Origin of the sequence: Martinezella tropici (genome assembly GCF_003287875.1) — a bacterium.
Taxonomy (GTDB): Bacteria; Pseudomonadota; Alphaproteobacteria; order Rhizobiales; family Rhizobiaceae; genus Rhizobium; species Rhizobium tropici_C.
Genome location: NZ_QMKK01000042.1, coordinates 174437 through 190812, shown reverse-complemented (window position 1 = coordinate 190812; position 16376 = coordinate 174437). Strand labels below are relative to the sequence as shown.

Below are 16376 nucleotides of genomic sequence, written 5' to 3'. Positions count from 1 at the left end.
CACCTATGGAACAGTTGAATATCAACAGACGCGGCTTTCTCGGCACGATGGGTGCGGCGGCAACAGGGTTGGCTCTCGCCACCCACGCTACCGCGCAGACCTCGGGAACGAATGCGGCGTTGTCAGCTTCTGGAGCAAATCAGGATGTCCTGACTCGCACATTGCCACGCACCGGCGAACGGGTCACTGCCCTGGGTCTCGGAACCTTCCTGACCTTCGACCTCAAGCCCGGGGATCGCCGGGACGCTCTCCGCCAAGTCTTCAAACGTTACGTCGCCGCAGGCGGCCGCGTGGTCGACACATCACCTCTCTACGGCTCGGCCGAAGTCAGCGTCGGCCAGTTCATGGGCGAGTTTGAAGGATCCGACGAGTTGTTCCTCGCCAACAAGGTCTGGTCGACGGGAGAATATCTTGGAGACGAAAGCCACGCGATCGAAAGCTTTCGGCAGTCGCGCATGCGGACATGGCGTGACACAATCAATCTCATGCAATGCCACAGCATCACCAATGCGCCGGTCATCATTCCGCTGATGAAAGCCTGGAAGAAGGAAGGGCTCATAGGCCACGTCGGCGTGACCCACCACGAGTCGGCGGCGCAGGACCAGTTGCTGGCCATCATCCAACGCGACGATGTCGGTTTCATCCAGACCAACTACTCGATCTTCAACCGCGACGCAGAGAGGCGCTTGCTGCCGGCCGCCGCCGACAAGGGCGTCGGCGTCCTGATCAATCTGCCGCTCGAAAAGGCGCGGCTGATGAAGGTAATCGAGGGGCAGCCGCTTCCCGGTTTCGCAGCCGAATTCGGTGCGACGAGCTGGGCGCAGTTCTTTCTGAAATGGGTCATGGCGCATCCGGCCGTCACGAGCGTACTTTGCGGTACGTCCAACCCCGACCACATGAGCGACAATGTCCAGGCGATGACGGGGCCGCTACCTGACGAGCGCATGCGCGCCCGCATGGTCGCACATATGGAGACCCTTCCCGGCTTCGGCTCCATCGGTACGATGCCGTGGTATCCCGGCAAGGAGAACATGTATTCCGGCCTGATCCGAGAGGCACAGGCCAACGCCGCGCAGCGCCTGCAGTAACGGCGCGTCGATTAACCCGCCATCACACCGGGAGACCGGACTTGCCCTCCACCAGACGCTCGCTTCTGATGGCCTTTCTGACGCTGCCTCTCATCGAGGCGGCGAGAATGAGGGCGTTTGCGCACGTCGCTCCCGAACTGCCGCTCACCCCCGCATGTGACGATGAAGACGAACTGACCCTCGAACGGGAAGCCGGTCCCTTCTTCAGGCTGAACTCACCGCTCAATCGGGATCTCTATTCGGATGCACCCGGAGGCGAGCGAATAACCGTCGCCGGTTTCGTGTTTGACAATCGTTGCCGGCCGCTTGGCGGCAGCCTTGTCGAAATCTGGCACGCGGACGAAAACGGCGACTATGACAGCGTGGGCTTCCGCTTGCGCGGATACCAATTCGCCGACACGCAGGGACGCTGGTGGTTCAACACCATCGTGCCCGCGCTATATCCCAGACGAACGCGTCACTTCCATTTCAAGGTCCAGCGTCCCGGTGGGCGCCTCCTGACCACGCAGCTCTATTTTCCCGGCGAGGCGAGGAATGCCGGAGACAGATTGTTTGATGAGGCACTGCTCCTCGACATCAAGCAAACCGGCGATGGAAAGTTTGGACGGTTCGATTTCGTGATCTAACGAGGAAAGCCGCTAGGGAGGGGAGTGTTTAGTCGCCAGCCTACTTTTTCCAAATTCGGCCATTGAGCTCTTTTACGGAGCCTCGTTGACAGAGACAAGCCGTCCTCACGCATTATTGGTTGTTTGAAATTGCTTGCCGGACGTCGTGATGCCCGACGTCCAAACACAGCAAGGGTTCAAATCAGGCGTTGAAGCCCGCGTCTACACTGAGAACCGCGCCGGTAATCAGACTTGCAGCGGGACCCGCCAGGAACGCCACCGCGCTGGCGACTTCACGGGGCTCGCCGAAGCGCCCAAGCGAGGTGAGGCTCCTCTGATAGTCAGCATTCTCACCATTGGCGGGATTCATTTCCGTGTCAGTTGAACCCGGTAGAACGAGATTGACGGTGATGCCTTGAGGTCCGAGTTCGCGCGAAAGGCCCCGAGTGAACGACAGAAGTGCCGACTTCGACATCGCGTAAGCCGTCACACCCGGGAAAGGAACGCGCTCTGCAAGAGAGGAGCCGAGAGAGATGATCCGGCCACCGGATGAAAGATGCGGGATTGCTGCCTGCGCAAAAAGGACCGGCGCGCGAACGTTCACATCAAGCATGGCCTGCAGGTCGACGAGTGCCAGATCCGCGGTCATGCCGGCGGTTCCGATACCCGCGCTGTTGACGAGGATATCAAGCCCTCCAAGTGTGTCGACGGTCTGGCCGACGGCGCGGCGGATGGCGTCCGGGTCGGCACTGTCGGCTTGAATGGCAAGCCCACTGCGGCCTTTTTCCTCGATGGTCTTGACCACTGACGCAGCCCTGTCCGCCGAACGCTGATAGGTGAAGGCGACATCCGCGCCCTTCTCAGCAAGAGCAATTGCAATCGCAGCGCCTATTCCGCGAGAGCCGCCGTTCACCAAGGCGCGTTTTCCAAGCAATTCCATGATCTTTCCTTTTATGCAGTGATCGATGTAGAAATACGTATGGCCATTGCAAACCGCCGTCAACTGAATTATGCAGTGGTCGATGCACAATAATTCTCCATCGTCACCTAAAGCTTCAGAACGGCCCCTCCGCTCGCGCGGTCGACCGCGAGAATTCGACCGCGTTACAGCACTCGCCAAAGCGACAAGACTTTTTTGGACCAAAGGCTACGAGGCAACTTCCATCGCTGATCTGACGGATGAGATGGGGATCGGCACGAAGAGCCTCTATGCTGCCTTCGGTTCGAAGGATGAGCTCTATGCCGAAGCGCTTAAGTACTATTACACGACCTACGAGGGGCTCGTATGGACGCGGTTCAGAAAGGCGTCCACTGCGAAAGAGGCGGCTCTCGCATTCCTCGAGGATTCCGCGGTCGCGATGACCGGTGGAGATTGCGATCTGCCTCGCGGGTGCATGGCGACACTCGCCACCGTGGGTAGTAAAGGACACTCCGACCTGAGCGAACTCATGCGAGCGACCCGCGCAGGTGGTTTCGACATCCTCAAGGCGCGCTTTGACAGAGCAAAGAGCGACGGTGATCTTGTCCCCTCGGCAGATACGACGAGGCTGGCAAGGTTCGTGCAGATCGTCCAAAGCGGCATGGCGATCCGCGCTCGCGATGGAGCGGAACGGGTCGAACTGCATGCCGCGGCGGAAATGGCGCTGTCCGGCTGGGAGAATATGGCCGGTAACGTCGATCAGCACGCGGAGCGCAGGGCCTGAGCGTCGACCCGAACCGATAAGAATTTTGGATGGTTCAACTCTGCTCTTCTTATGAAGAGCGGAACGAGCTTTCTGCGAAACGGCTTGGCGAGCAGCCGACGGCGCGGGTGAAGGCAGTGCTGAACGCACTTGCCGACTTGTAGCCAATTGAAAAGGCGATCTCCTCCACCCTTGCCGTCCCAGACTTGAGGGCCTCCTTCGCAAGCGCCATGCGCCACCGCAAAAGATACGAGATTGGTCCGATCCCGACGAGCGATTGGAAACGGGTAGCCAAAGCAGAGCGGGAAACACCGCAAAGCTTTGCCAGAGCTCCGACCGTCCAATCTTGCCCAACATTTTCGTGCATGGCCCGAATGGCTTTGGACGTAACGGGGTCGCGAAGGCCGGCGAGCAGGCCCGGACCGGCGGCTCCCAGACTTTGTTCCGGAAAATCCGAGGCCGGCATCCTGAGAATCTCGACCAGCGTCAGTTCGACGAGACGGATGATGATGAATTCGCTTGCCGGCCCAGGGTCGCGGGCTTCGGATTCTATTAGCGTGAGCAGGTTGTGAAGCCGGTGGAGTTTGGGCGAATGCGAGGGTATCTGAACCATGGGCGGAAGAAGCCCTGCCAGGAGATCCTCGTTGGCTGCTGAGAACAGAAATTTGCCCATGTGGAGCGAAATCTGCCTTTCCGGACCGGAGCCCAGCTTCAAGCGGCCCCCCTGTTTAGCGGCCACCGCGGCGACGCTGTCCAATGGCTCTACTTCCTGACTTGAGGTCAGTGTAAAGGAAAGCGTTGTGCGCAGCAGCACGAAGTCGCCCTTTTCCAGCAGCAACGGATCGCAACCGGGTCGTATCAACTGACAATTGCCGCCTTCTATCCAGAAAAACAAAAGATCTCCCAGCGCCGGAAAGCTCAGGCCCCAGTCACCGGCGGCGTCCATGCCTCTACCCAAAAGAGCAGCGCGCGGTTGCAGCAGTCGAATTAGATCAAGAAAAGGATCCATTTTTGGGCTTTAGATAAAGTCTTCTGGAGTCTGCATTATGGAGCGTGCAGAAGCGATAGCATAGTTTGCCGGAGGATTTCACGAGACCCCTATACCTCGGGGCCGTTTCACCGGAGAATAATGTTGATCAAAGTCACTGCCGCCGATATTGACCGTTTTCTTGCCGAAGACGACGGCCAGCCCATCGTCATGCTGAACCTGCTTCGGTTCAAAGCTGACGGCGGAAGGCAGCGTTATCTCGACTACCTTGCCATGGCCGGTCCCATCGTTGCCCGCTACGGCGCCGAAATCCTTTTTGCCGGCGATGGGGCGACCGCACTCTGCGCCGAACCCGGCCAATCCTGGGATGCGGTGGCGCTGGTGCGCTATCCAAACCGGTCAACTTTCGTCGATATGATCGCCGACCCGGCCTACGCCGTTGCCGATCCAATCCGGATGTCGGCTCTGGAAGAAGCGGTGCTGCAGCCGATTAGCGTGATGAAACTCTGACGCAACTGGCGCTCTCGCATCCGAAAGGCTCAGGATCGTGCAGCTGAGTCCTTCTACCATAAGGTAACAGATCTAGACGCTTCCGATTGCACGCCCTGCCGCAGTCTTCGTCGCGTGATGCGATAGACGGCTGCGGGCGGGATATTGGCAAAGGTCCAGCCGACATACGTCGCCTTCAGGCCTAGACGGTCGAGCAAGGGTCTGGCAATCGGACATCGCGGTCCGTAGGTGAATTGGTAGAATGCTCCATTATGGCGTAGGAGCGAAAATGCCCCTTCCACGATCGCGAGCACCTTGCGCGACGGCATCGATAGAAGAGGAAGGCCGCTGACAACAGCACCCACAGGCGCCTTCGCGTGAATTGGCAACTTGCGCAACCGAGCAGCATCCATCTGAACAGTTCTTGCGGCTGGAAAGCGGTTGCTGAGCTGGTTCGCGAATTCCGCACCATATTCGACCAGCACGAGATTTTCTTCGGCAACACCCCGTTGCAGCAAGGCTTCCGTAAAGACCCCGGTTCCAGGACCCAACTCGATGACTGTGCCCGTCTGCGCCGATATCTCTGCGGTCATAAGGGAAGACAATGCGCGCCCTGACGGAGTGACGGAGGCAACGCGAAGGGGAGCAGAAAGCCACGCCCGAAAAAACAAAAATGCATCTGCAGTTCGGTTCATCATCGCTTGCTTGCTCCAAAAGCCGGGCGCGCTCGATATCGCCGCTGAAGCCGCCACACCGAGGCGACGAGCAGTTCCGCAGTAACAAGCAGGATCAGTATTTTCAGGGCGAGTGCGGACGAATTAATGCCGGGGATGGCCAGTACAGCCAGGTAACCGCCGGCAATAAACAAGCCGTTCCACAGGACGATGCCGATCGATGCGCCAGCGACAAACCGCAGCGTACTTGTGCCTAAAAGCCCAGCCGCCACCGGCGAGATCAATCGCACGGTAGGAATGAGCTGCGACAGGATCGTCAGCGCCCGTTCACGCTCGCGCAGGGAGGATAGTGTCCAGTCGATACGGGGTCGTGATAGTCCCACCCATCCACCGACAGAGTAGAGAAGCGCCGAAGTCCGCTTTTTTCCGACTGCACGCACGAGAAGATAGAGGCCGAGAGCTCCGATCAAGCTTCCAACCGTCGTCCCGATGACGGCAGTGTGGAGCGACCAGACCTCATCGTCGGCCGCAATACCTATGGCGACGAGGACCCCATAGGAGGGCAGGGCAGGCAAGAAACGCTCCGCAAGCCCGATCGCGAAGAGACCAAACATGCCATATAACGCAATCCAGCCGACAAGATTTCCGAGCGGGTCCATCTCTCACCCCTCCCGTCTGATCGTTGTCTCGTCCAGACTGGAGCGCTCGGGAAGAGGAACCTGCGCACTGAACGAGATGCCCGTGAGCTTCTCTGAAATCTCCCACAGCCTATGCGCCACATGCTTTTCCATCGCCTGTCGCGGAATCTGTGCTTCCGTTGGGTGACCACGGGTCTCGCTTAGCCTGTCAGGCCCGTAATAGCCGCCGCCGCGGGCATCGGAAGACGTAGCCGCAAACAGAGTCGGCAACGCGCCTTGTGCAACAGGCTGAAACAAAAACCACAAGAACGTCCTGAGGAGGCCTTGGGCACTATGGCGCCCAGGGGCATTGTGAAGCAGATCGGTGCGCGATACGCCTGGGTGGGCAGCGATACTGGTAACCCGCCAGCCCGCTTCTTCGCTCCGCCGTTGCAGTTCGAACGCAAACATTAGACATGCCAGCTTCGACTGAGTGTAGACAGGCATCGGCTTATAGCCACGCTCCGCTTGCAGGTCGTCGAAATTGATTGCGGCGCTTGCGCTTCGAACAGCAATGCTGGAAAGCGTGACGACCCGCGGGTACTGTGCCCGCATGAGCAGCGGCAGGAGCTGGCCCGTCAGGGCAAAGTGGCCGAGGTAGTTGGTGCCGAACTGCAGTTCGAAGCCGTCTTTGGTCGTCTGACGCGTCGGCGGCGTCATCACGCCGGCATTGTTGATGAGAACATCAATATGGTCGCGCGTTTCTTTCAGTCTTTTCGCCAGCGCCTCGATCGATGCGAGGCTGGCGAGGTCGACGATTTCAAGAGTGACCGATGACTGCGGCGCCCTTTCCTTGATGCGCCGAACGGCTTCGGCGCCTTTCGTTGGATTGCGCCCCGCGATGATCACGTCGCCACCGGCTTCAGCCATCGCAACTGCATCTTCGAAGGCCAGACCGCCCGTTCCGGTGATCAAGATCGTCCGGCTCTTCTGAGATGGCATATCGTTTAGTGTCCAGGGTTGTGGCATCGTCCATTCCTTCTGTTTCTAATGGGGCAAAAGCCGTCCGCCGAAGACGTGTTGTTGGAGCATGCCTTCGGCGGACGGACGGGAGATCGCCGTGGGGTGAAGCGACCTTTCGCGGCTCCAGAATGGGGTGGTTCCGGATCCGAGCCTATTCGATGGTATCGACCGACCTGCCGAGGCGGCGCCCGGCCCCTTCACCTCATCCAGGCCGGATGTTCGGGAGTTATCTCGCTGACAGCGTCCGGATCGACGACGTCAGCGCCAATACACGCCGCAGCGGTTGCCCATCAGGCGATGCCGCCATTCGCGAAGATGTTTTGACCATCGATCCAAGCCCCGTCCTGCGAGCAGAGAAGGCCGATAACATTGGCGATATCTTCCGGCTGACCCAGGCGACGAAGCGGGGTAGCCTCCGGTATGCCGCGAAGTGCCTCTTCCCCATGCTGGCGCAGGAGTTGAGTGTCGACGGCACCCGGCGATATCGCATTGACCGAAATGTTGCGGCCGCCCAGTTCCTTGGCAAGAACGTTTGAATAGATCTCCTGCGCCGCCTTGGTTGCAGCGTAGGCCGCCGTGGCGGGAGGGCTCATTTTGATGATACTTGAGCTCAGGCTAATGATCCGTCCGCCATCGCGGACCCGTCGTGAAGCCTCGCGCAACACGTTGAAACTTCCTTTGACGTTGGTGGCCATCATCCGGTCAAAGGCCTCGTCGGTCATCTGAGCGAAAGGACCAACGTTCATGATGCCGGCATTGTTGACGACGATGTCGACGCCGCCGAAGGCTTCGTCATTGGCATCGAAAAGAGCTTTGACTGCAGCTGGATCCGCAACGTCCCCCTGGCGGACGATGGCGCGACCGCCAGCCGCCTCGATGTCGCGCACGACCGCTTCGGCAAGATCCCGGTTCGTCAGATAGTTCACCGTCACAGCATACCCATCTCGCGCCAAGCGTCGGGCCGTCGCGGCGCCAATGCCGCGCGAAGAGCCGGTGACCACCGCGCCACCCTTGTCGCCGAGTCGCGTGCCAGCGTCGGACGTCTGCGCCGACGCAACGCTCGCCATGGCGAGAGCTGAAGGAACAGCGGCGGCCAGAGCCAGAAACGAGCGGCGAGAATTATCGGTATTAGACATCGTGGTATCTCCTTTGAGAAAGTTTCGAGGTGCCGCAGCCGTTGTCCGCAGCCGCGCTTCGCGCTCAGCGCTGGCGAAGGAAATTCGCGATCCGCTGGTCTGCGATCAGGTAGACAATCCCCGCCATGACGCTCGCCAGGGGTACGATGAGCAAACCGAGCGCGAGGCCATTGGGAATGTCGGCTGCTGTGGCCGCATCGCTGACGATGCCGACGATCAACGGGCCAAGCGCCGGACCGGCAAGACCGGAGCCGATCATGACGAGACTGGTCGCCTGTGCCTGACGCCCAGGACCGGCGATCAGATGCGCGGCGCCGAAGCCCCACGGAAGCATGAATGAAAACGAGAGCATTCCAGGCACGAAGAGTGCAATGGACATCCAGCCGGTCGGTGCAAACAGCGCCGCAGTCGTCGTTGCGCTGGCGATCAAGAATAAAATCGCCGGCGGACCGAGCACCTTGCCGGTGCCTGAGCGGACAGCATGATCAAACCAGCGTCCCCCGCCCAATGTCCCGATGATCCCCATCAACCCTTGCAACATGCCGAACGAAACGCCGACCTCTGTCGCGGTGAAACCGTAGGTGCGGATCAGAAACGGTATGGAAAAGGCGTAGAAAGGGGCACCTGCGAAGCCCAGGAAAATGGCGCCAGTGAACAACCAGCGGAACGCCGGAGACGACAACAGGTCAAGGCTGGTTCGCAGGAAGGGTTCATTGCGAGCGGCTTTGCCGTGAAGCGGTGGCGTGGGACCGGCGACAAGAATTGTTAGCAACCCGATCAAGATGCCGATGGCTCCGGCACCCATTAAAACCACGCGCCAGCCGAAGACGTCTGCAATCGCGCCGCCTGCGGCAAATCCCACCATCGTGCCTAATGGGATGCCCATTGCGAACAGACCAATAGCGAGGCCGCGGCGCTCAGGTCGGATTTTGCGGACAATGAGAGCATGACCTGCGGGGACGGCGCCAGCCTCCCCGAATGCGACGCCGAAACGTGTGAGGGCCAGGAACATGAAACTGGCGGCAAAACCGCCAAGGGTCGTCATGACACTCCAGATCAGGATGCAGGACACCAATACGAGCCGGGGTGATCCCCGATCTGCTGCGCGGGCAAGCGGCAAAGAGAGAAGCGCGTAGCAAACCGCGAAGGCGAGGCCGGTGATCAGGCCCATCTCAGTGTCGGTCAGCCGCAGGTCTGCTTTGATTTTCTCCGCCAGGATGAACGGAAGTATCCGATCGATCTGCGAGAATGCGTTGATTAGCAGAAGCACGATGCATATAGCGGCCATTCGCAGGCCTCTGACGTATTCCCGACTGGAGGCAGCGGGCGGCGCTCGTGTCCCTAAAGGGTCTATTGACCGGGCGACAATTTCTGTCATCTTGAGGTCACTCCTCGCTTGGTTGCACCCTTAAGCTAGATGGAGTGTCCAATGACCAGAATGCCCGAACCTTCAAGAAACTTGCCTATTCCTGCAGGAGAGGCGATGATGCCGGCCAGGAGCCACGTATTGCCGTGGCCCCTGAAACAACCGGAGCACCGCTTGAATTCTCCATTGCTCTCTGCCGTAACGGCTTACATCGAAGACCAGGGTGGAGGACAAGGCCTGTTCCCGACGGCCATTGAAGGCTTCAATATAGTCCGTTCGTTTCAGTCGATGATGCCCATGCGGAACATCTATCGGCCGTCGCTCTGCGTCGTGCTGGAAGGGGCAAAGGAACTGCAGTTTGGCGATGAACATCTCAATTACCGCAGCATGGAATGCCTGGTCGTCAGTGTTGGCGTCCCGGCAACCGGAAGGATCGTGGAGGCAAGTGCCGCAACGCCTTATGTTGGCGTTTTGATCGACTTCGATGTGGCAACTGTGCGAGAAGTCCTTGAACAGTTGGACACACCACCAGCGCAGTCGGACACGACCGGTCCTTGCGCTTTTGTCGCCAAAGTGGACCAACCACTAGCCGATTGTATTCTCCGCTTAGTTCGACTGCTGGCGACTCCAAAGGCGATACCGATTCTGGCGCCTTCGATCGTGCGTGAGATTTGCTATTGGCTGTTAACCGGCCCGCATGGCGGTGAGATTTGCAAACTTGCTTGCCCCGAATCGAACATCGAACGCGTGGTGAGGGCCATTTCGCTATTGCACACCAATTTCGCGGAAACTTTACGTGTCGATCATTTAGCTGATGTTGCGCGGATGAGTCTGTCATCATTCCACCAGCACTTCAAGGCATTGACCTCGATGACTCCGCTCCAATTCCAGAAGCAACTCCGCCTGCTGGAGGCGCGCCGCCTCATGGTCACGCGGGCTGCCAATGTTTCCGAGGCGGCATATAAGGTAGGCTACGAGAGCGCATCGCAGTTCAGCCGAGAATATTCAAGGACCTTTGGCGTTGCGCCCAAACAGGATGCTTTGAATCAACAGCGCCTCCACAATGAATATGCCAGCCGCACCATACGATCCGCATAGTCGCCTCAGGAAACAGTCTGCAACGAAGATACAAGCAGGCCGAGGTGAGCCTGAACCGCCCAATCGGCTGTATCTGAAGACAGCGGAATCGACACCTATTGCTCTCGACCCAGTTAGCCGGGAGCACAAATTCAAATCAGAGGCCATTATTCGGGGGCCAAGATTCGGTTGTGGCGTTGGTAAAACCTGTCCATGCAGGTACGACGCGAGTGCTCGCATTAACGCGCTAAGAAAGGCGACGCATGGGCGGACGCAAGTCGTTGCCGGAGACTTCCCGAAAATCGCAGAGACTGTGGTGACATTGGGTCTGACTGCGGCTGAATAGGTATACCTTCTTTGAAAAGCCGATATCGGCAACTGTCGGATTGGATTTAAGAAGTATACGCATCGTGGCTCGGAAAGCCGCTGACATATCACCACGGAGGAAAAAGGACTTGACGCTGGTGGCTATCGACAAAGCGATCTCCAGGTCCCAAAGGCCTATGAGGGACCCTTCAACCCTATTCATCGGCAATGCGAGATCTCGTTACAATTAGATACATATCGCGTTGCCGCGAGGAAAATCCTGCGACAAGCTCATGATAGGTCGCCTCATGCAAAAAATCAGATGCGATGTTGTGAGGTGAATTGCATGAAAGGCCACCGCGAAGATTACATCCGACGCTTGCGTTATACTCCTTATAGCATTCTCCGGCGATTGCTCGCTGACATATTGCTCTTCGCCCTGTTTGTTGGAATTGGCTTGATGATCAATTCCCTGGCGGCTTGATTATTCACTGCCAGCACTTGCATCCTCTCCTTCTGGCGAGAGAAGTGAACAAGTATTGATCGATCTCAAAGGAACAGCGCTGGGACACCGCTCCACGGAGAGCCTTGATGAACACGTCTTCGATGGTTATATGCCATGCCAGATTAGCCGCCATCGACTTCACACGGATACCATTAAGGGCGTCTTGCAGTGCCATGAAATGAAATGGTGAGGTCATTGTCCGAAGAACTTCCCACCGTCTGGACCGGATCCGTCATAGGCAGCACCTTTCTTGAAACGGTCTGAGGTCGGTATATCCGGGCTAAAAATAACTCGTGGAGCCGCTATCGAGTGGTTCCGCTTCCTGGCCAGCGGCTTCTACGCGAACGCGGTTAAGGCTGACGATAGTTCCTCATAATACAGCGCTTAGCTCTCTCACCTCAGCGCGTCGACGGTTCTGATCCCATCAAGAGCGCCAGTTTCGGCAGCCAGACTCGACCTGATTGAGACTGACGGTCTGGTGCTGGCTTGACCGATCACAAGTTTAGTCAGTTTGGCCACCGCTGGATTGGCGCACAACCAGTCGGCATGGCAGGCGCGTAATTCCTGCGGGAACGGTTTCGCCTCTTGTGAGACTTAGGATGGTGAGACCGGCACTGTGCCCGATCTCCTTCAATTCCATATCGATCGTGGTCAGTGGCGGTCTGGTTTGCCGAGAAATGACTTCCCAGTTATCGAAGCCGACGACCGCGATGTCTCCCGGGACGGTGAGATTCTTGTCACGCAATGCGTCGATTACGCCACGGGCAATTTCATCGTTCCCGCAAAATACGGCGTCGGGCCAATCACCGCCGCGCGACAATATCTGCTCGATGGCTTCGTGGCCCCATTCTTCTGACCAGTCTCCATAAAGGACTACGGCGCCAGGGCCGACACAGTCGCGATAGGCCTTCGCGCGGACGCGCACCGCAAGGTAATCCTCTGGTCCGGTTATGTGCGCGATCCGCGAATGGCCCAAAGCCTGTAGATGCTCGACCGCAAGGCGAGCACCTTGGGCATCGTCGGGAAAGAAGCTGATACTGTTTTCTGGACCCTCGGCAAAAGCATAGACGACGGGTATCGAGAGCTTTGCAAGCTCTGGCGGCGGTTTCAGGTCAAGGCGGGTTGCCGTGAAGATGATGCCGTCCACCTGCCTGTCCAGGAGCGTTTCGAGATGCAATCGAGCAAGGCGCGGGTCGTTGTTTGTCGCGCAGAGAAAGACGGACAGACCGTGATCGACAAGCACTTCCGAAACGCCTGCGGCCATCGGAAGTGTCAGCCTGCCATAGGTATCGTTCGTCAGCATGCCAATGGCGTGACTGCGCTTGGTCAAGAGCCCACGCGCAAGCGCGTTCGGCCTGAACCCGATCTCCTCGGCCACACGTTTAACGCGTTCTACCGTTTCCGCATTCGTTCGTCCGGTGCCGTTCAATGCATTTGAAGCGGTCGAAATGCTGACACCCGCTGCCCTGGCAACATCCCGAATAGTCTGTCGGTGCATTTTTCTCTCGGCTCGAATCGGTTCTTTTGAAAACTGCAGATAAAACCTTTTAGCAGAAATAATCGTGACGTTAAAAGGTTTTATCAGATTCCTTCCAAAAACCTGTATACAGACTGTCGACATCGAAAAGGATGTCCACTAACGTTTCGATCACGCCATCTGCAGGCTGTTGGCGACAAGGAAAAGGGGAACTTCCATGTTCAAGTTAAAGTTGACGATTTCTGCGATCGCATTGATGGCAAGTGCGACGCTAGCCAATGCGACCGACATCACCCTGTGGGTGCGCACCTCTTCGGGTGCGGTGCTTCAGGGATTGGCCGACAAGTATAATGCGACCCATGTCGACAAGGTGAACGTCACGCAGATTACCGCCGAACAGATGGTGCCGAAACTTGGAGCCGCGATCGCTGGCAGTGCGGCGCCGGATGGCGCCGTGCTCGATTTGATCTACCTTCCGACCTTTGCTGCCGCGGACAGCCTTGAGGATATCACCGATTTCGTCAAGAGCCTGCCCTATGCGTCCGCCCTTAGCCCTTCGCACGTACGCCTTGCGACCTATGGCGGCAAGATCTATGGCGTGCCGGCCCTGCCGGACGCCTCGATCATCGCCTATAACACAGATCTATTCACCAAGGCTGGTCTTGACGCGAAGAAGGCGCCTGCTTCGCTTGAAGAAATCGCCGCGGATGCAAAGAAGATTACCGCGCTTGGCAACGACACCTACGGTTTTTACTTCGTCGCAAATTCCGGCAGCTGGCTCATTTATGACTTCCTGCCCCATCTTTGGGCGGCAGGAGCCGACATCCTCAGCGAAGACGGTCGCACGGCTACGGTCGATACTCCCGCCCTGCGCGACACCATTGCTGCCTATCGCGACATGGCAAAGGCTGGTGCAATCCACCCGACGTCGAGGTCGGGCAACGGCAACAATGCGGTGGAAGCCTTCGCATCCGGCAAGGTCGGCATTCTCATGACCGGCTCCTACATCGTCAATCTGCTGACGAGCAAGTATCCGGACGTCAAGTTCAACGTCGCGCCTATTCCCGGACCGAAGGGCGGCGCGTCAAGCTTTGCTGGCGGCGACGCACTGGCGCTGATGAAAGGCATCAGCGGTGACAAGAAGAAAGTCGCCCTCGACTTCGTCAACTTTTACATGCAGCCCGAGCAGCAAGTCTACATCACCCAGGAATCGGGCATGCCTTCCAGAACCGACCTTGCGAACGAGGCCTATGCCAAGTTCGACAAGCGCAACCTCGTCGCCTATGACGTGCTGACCAAGGCACGCACGCCCTACACTTTCTCGTCCGATGAGCTTTTCGTTAGCCGCACCGGCCCGTTCCTCAATCTGATCCAGGGAACCATTTTTGGCGAGGATGTCGACGGCACGATCGCCAAGGCCCAGGCGGACTTTTCCCGCATCCTCGAGCGAACCAATCCGAACTAACTCTCCTGGTTGACCAACGGCAAGGCGTCCCGTGACGCTTTGCCTCCACACCCTTTCGACGGATCAAGAAAAAGGAGCGGTGCCGTGAGCCTGTCGCTGCGTCGCGGCAGGAAGCCTGCCGTCATGCATGGTGAGCCAGAGCCGAAAGGCTGGCTTGGCCTTGCCTTCATCCTGCCGGGTTTCCTGTTCATCGTTTTACTCTTCCTCGTGCCGCTGATCATGACGGTATGGATGAGTTTCTATAACTGGCCACTTCTTGGTCGGGCGAAATTCATCGGGCTTGCCAATTATGCCGAGCTTCTGGGTGATGCCCAGCTATGGCATTCCCTCGGCTTTACGTTGCTTTATACGCTGTTGGTCACTATAGCGATTTTTTTGGTCGCCTTTCCGTTGGCGCTCCTGGTTGATCGCCCTCTTCGCATTGCCGGTTTCTTCCGCACGATCTACTTCATGCCGGTCGTTATCGGCTTTGGCGCGGCATCGACTTTGTGGATGTGGCTCCTCAATCCCGATAATGGCGTCTTTGCTCAGGTTCTACGCGCCGTCGGTCTGGTCGATAGTGCGCCGCGACCGCTCGAAAGTTTCTGGCCGGCACTTGCCGTCATCATCCTGATGGTGGTCTGGAAGACGTCCGGTTTTACGATGATCATCTTGCTGACCGGCCTGCAAAGCATCTCCACAGACGTGATCGAGGCGGCGAAAATCGATGGGGCCAGCGTCTTGAGCCGCTTTCGCCGTATCACCCTGCCATTGATGCGCAACTCCGTGGTGCTCGCTCTCGTGCTCAATGTCACCTCGTCGATGCTTGCCTTCGACCAGTTCTTCATCATCACACAGGGCGGACCGTCCAACAGCACGATCTCCGCGGTTTTTTCGATCTATCTTGCGTCCTTCTCGTCCTATCGCCTCGGCTATGGTTCGGCGATCTCGCTTTCGCTGCTGATCGTTCTCGTCGCAATCAGTACGGTTCAGTTCGTCTTTCTGCGACAGCGTCCGGAGGAGGGCTGATGGACCGTCTAAATTACACGCCGCAGCCCAAGCCTACCGTCGAGCGGCTGAGCTACGCCGCCTTCATCCTGCTATCGGTCGCCTTCGCGCTCTTCTTCGTGATGCCGATCGTCTGGTCTTTTGCCAATTCGTTCAAGCCGGCAGCCGAGGCCCTTGCCAATCCGACTGTGCTGTTCTCGAAAGCCTTTTCGCTGGAGAACTATCGCCGCCTCGAACATGTCGGCGCTGGTTGGTACGTGTATGCCAGCAATTCGGTCCTGATCGCCGCCGGCACGGTGCTGCTGACGGTCACGGTCTCCGTTCCGGCGGGCTACGGCTTCTCGAAATTTCGCTTTCCGGGGCAGGGGGTGCTCTTCGCGCTGATCATGGCGACGATGATGATCCCGTTTCAATCGATTCTGACGCCGCTTTTCCTCATTCTGAAAGTGGCTCGCCTCCAGAACAGCCTCTTCGGGCTGGTGCTGATCTACGTTACGTTCCAGCTGCCCTTCTCAGTCTTCATGATGCGGAATGCCTTCGATGCGGTGCCCAAGGCACTAATCGAAGCAGCGCGCATCGATGGAGCATCGCAAGGGACCATTTTGCGGCGCATCATGCTGCCGATCGCACTTCCCGGTATTGCGACCGTTGCTATGTTTGCTTTCCTGAACTCGTGGAACGAATTCCTGGCAGCACTGATCTTTCTCTCCGATCAGAACAAGTTCACGTTGCCGATCATGCTGGTCAACGTCTCCTCCGGCATCTACGGCATCATCGACTGGGGCGCGCTTCAGGCCGGCATCGCCGTCACGATGGTCCCCTGCATCGTTCTCTTCCTACTCTTGCAACGCTACTACGTGCGCGGCCTTACCGCCGGCGCCGTGAAATGAC

At 58.1% G+C, this 16376-nt stretch carries 16 protein-coding genes; 8 read left to right on the top strand and 8 right to left on the bottom strand.

Translation table 11 applies throughout. From position 1 onward, the window contains the following. The first annotated feature begins 5 nt into the window (after nt 1-5). A complete protein-coding gene (locus tag DQ393_RS17265) occupies nt 6-1088 on the top strand; it encodes an aldo/keto reductase (RefSeq protein WP_112342971.1) in 1083 nt (360 codons plus the stop codon). A 41-nt stretch (nt 1089-1129) separates the two neighbouring features. Continuing rightward, complete coding sequence (locus DQ393_RS17260) at nt 1130-1714, top strand: intradiol ring-cleavage dioxygenase (protein WP_112342970.1); 585 nt, start codon at nt 1130-1132, stop codon at nt 1712-1714. Between the two features lie 181 nt (nt 1715-1895). On the opposite strand, the gene DQ393_RS17255 is transcribed toward DQ393_RS17260, so the two are convergent. Beyond that, nucleotides 1896-2636, bottom strand: coding sequence for an SDR family NAD(P)-dependent oxidoreductase (locus DQ393_RS17255; RefSeq protein WP_181592383.1), 741 nt, complete (start codon nt 2634-2636; stop codon nt 1896-1898). 67 nt (nt 2637-2703) lie between these two features. On the opposite strand from DQ393_RS17255, the gene DQ393_RS17250 reads away from it, so the two are divergent. Next, a complete protein-coding gene (locus DQ393_RS17250) occupies nt 2704-3396 on the top strand; it encodes a TetR/AcrR family transcriptional regulator (RefSeq protein WP_112342968.1) in 693 nt (230 codons plus the stop codon). A gap of 49 nt (nt 3397-3445) precedes the next feature. Here DQ393_RS17250 and DQ393_RS17245 read toward each other — a convergent pair whose 3' ends face one another. Further along, on the bottom strand, nt 3446-4384 hold the full coding sequence (locus tag DQ393_RS17245; protein WP_112342967.1) for an AraC family transcriptional regulator: 939 nt from the start codon (nt 4382-4384) through the stop codon (nt 3446-3448). Between the two features lie 120 nt (nt 4385-4504). Here DQ393_RS17245 and DQ393_RS17240 point away from each other — a divergent pair, with 120 nt between their 5' ends. Then, on the top strand, nt 4505-4873 hold the full coding sequence (locus DQ393_RS17240) for a DUF1330 domain-containing protein (protein WP_112342966.1): 369 nt from the start codon (nt 4505-4507) through the stop codon (nt 4871-4873). Between the two features lie 53 nt (nt 4874-4926). Here the strand turns inward: DQ393_RS17240 and DQ393_RS17235 are convergent, their stop codons facing one another. From DQ393_RS17235 to DQ393_RS17215, 5 genes are all read right to left on the bottom strand, one after another. Beyond that, nucleotides 4927-5550, bottom strand: a complete 624-nt coding sequence (locus DQ393_RS17235) for a class I SAM-dependent methyltransferase (protein ID WP_112342965.1) — start codon at nt 5548-5550, stop codon at nt 4927-4929. Continuing rightward, nucleotides 5547-6185, bottom strand: a complete 639-nt coding sequence (locus DQ393_RS17230; protein WP_112342964.1) for a DedA family protein — start codon at nt 6183-6185, stop codon at nt 5547-5549. Before DQ393_RS17230 ends, DQ393_RS17235 begins: the two co-directional genes overlap by 4 nt. A gap of 3 nt (nt 6186-6188) precedes the next feature. After that, nucleotides 6189-7172, bottom strand: coding sequence for an oxidoreductase (locus DQ393_RS17225; RefSeq protein ID WP_112342963.1), 984 nt, complete (start codon nt 7170-7172; stop codon nt 6189-6191). Nucleotides 7173-7456: 284 nt separating this feature from the next. Continuing rightward, nucleotides 7457-8302, bottom strand: a complete 846-nt coding sequence (locus tag DQ393_RS17220) for an SDR family oxidoreductase (protein ID WP_112342962.1) — start codon at nt 8300-8302, stop codon at nt 7457-7459. A gap of 64 nt (nt 8303-8366) precedes the next feature. After that, entirely contained in the window at nt 8367-9680 is a 1314-nt protein-coding gene (locus tag DQ393_RS17215; protein ID WP_112342961.1) for an MFS transporter, read from the bottom strand. Nucleotides 9681-9842: 162 nt separating this feature from the next. Here DQ393_RS17215 and DQ393_RS17210 point away from each other — a divergent pair, with 162 nt between their 5' ends. Beyond that, entirely contained in the window at nt 9843-10766 is a 924-nt protein-coding gene (locus DQ393_RS17210) for an AraC family transcriptional regulator (protein WP_181592382.1), read from the top strand. A gap of 1292 nt (nt 10767-12058) precedes the next feature. On the opposite strand, the gene DQ393_RS17195 is transcribed toward DQ393_RS17210, so the two are convergent. Beyond that, on the bottom strand, nt 12059-13054 hold the full coding sequence (locus DQ393_RS17195) for a LacI family DNA-binding transcriptional regulator (protein ID WP_112342958.1): 996 nt from the start codon (nt 13052-13054) through the stop codon (nt 12059-12061). 196 nt (nt 13055-13250) lie between these two features. On the opposite strand from DQ393_RS17195, the gene DQ393_RS17190 reads away from it, so the two are divergent. The 3 genes from DQ393_RS17190 (at nt 13251) to DQ393_RS17180 (ending at nt 16375) form a co-directional block, all read left to right on the top strand. Beyond that, nucleotides 13251-14498 carry an ABC transporter substrate-binding protein gene (locus tag DQ393_RS17190; protein ID WP_112342957.1) on the top strand — a complete coding sequence of 416 codons (1248 nt, stop codon included), beginning with the start codon at nt 13251-13253 and terminating at the stop codon, nt 14496-14498. Between the two features lie 123 nt (nt 14499-14621). Beyond that, entirely contained in the window at nt 14622-15506 is an 885-nt protein-coding gene (locus tag DQ393_RS17185; RefSeq protein ID WP_112343069.1) for a carbohydrate ABC transporter permease, read from the top strand. Next, entirely contained in the window at nt 15506-16375 is an 870-nt protein-coding gene (locus tag DQ393_RS17180) for a carbohydrate ABC transporter permease (protein ID WP_112342956.1), read from the top strand. The genes DQ393_RS17185 and DQ393_RS17180 overlap by 1 nt, the downstream gene beginning before the upstream one ends. Nucleotide 16376 lies beyond the last annotated feature (1 nt).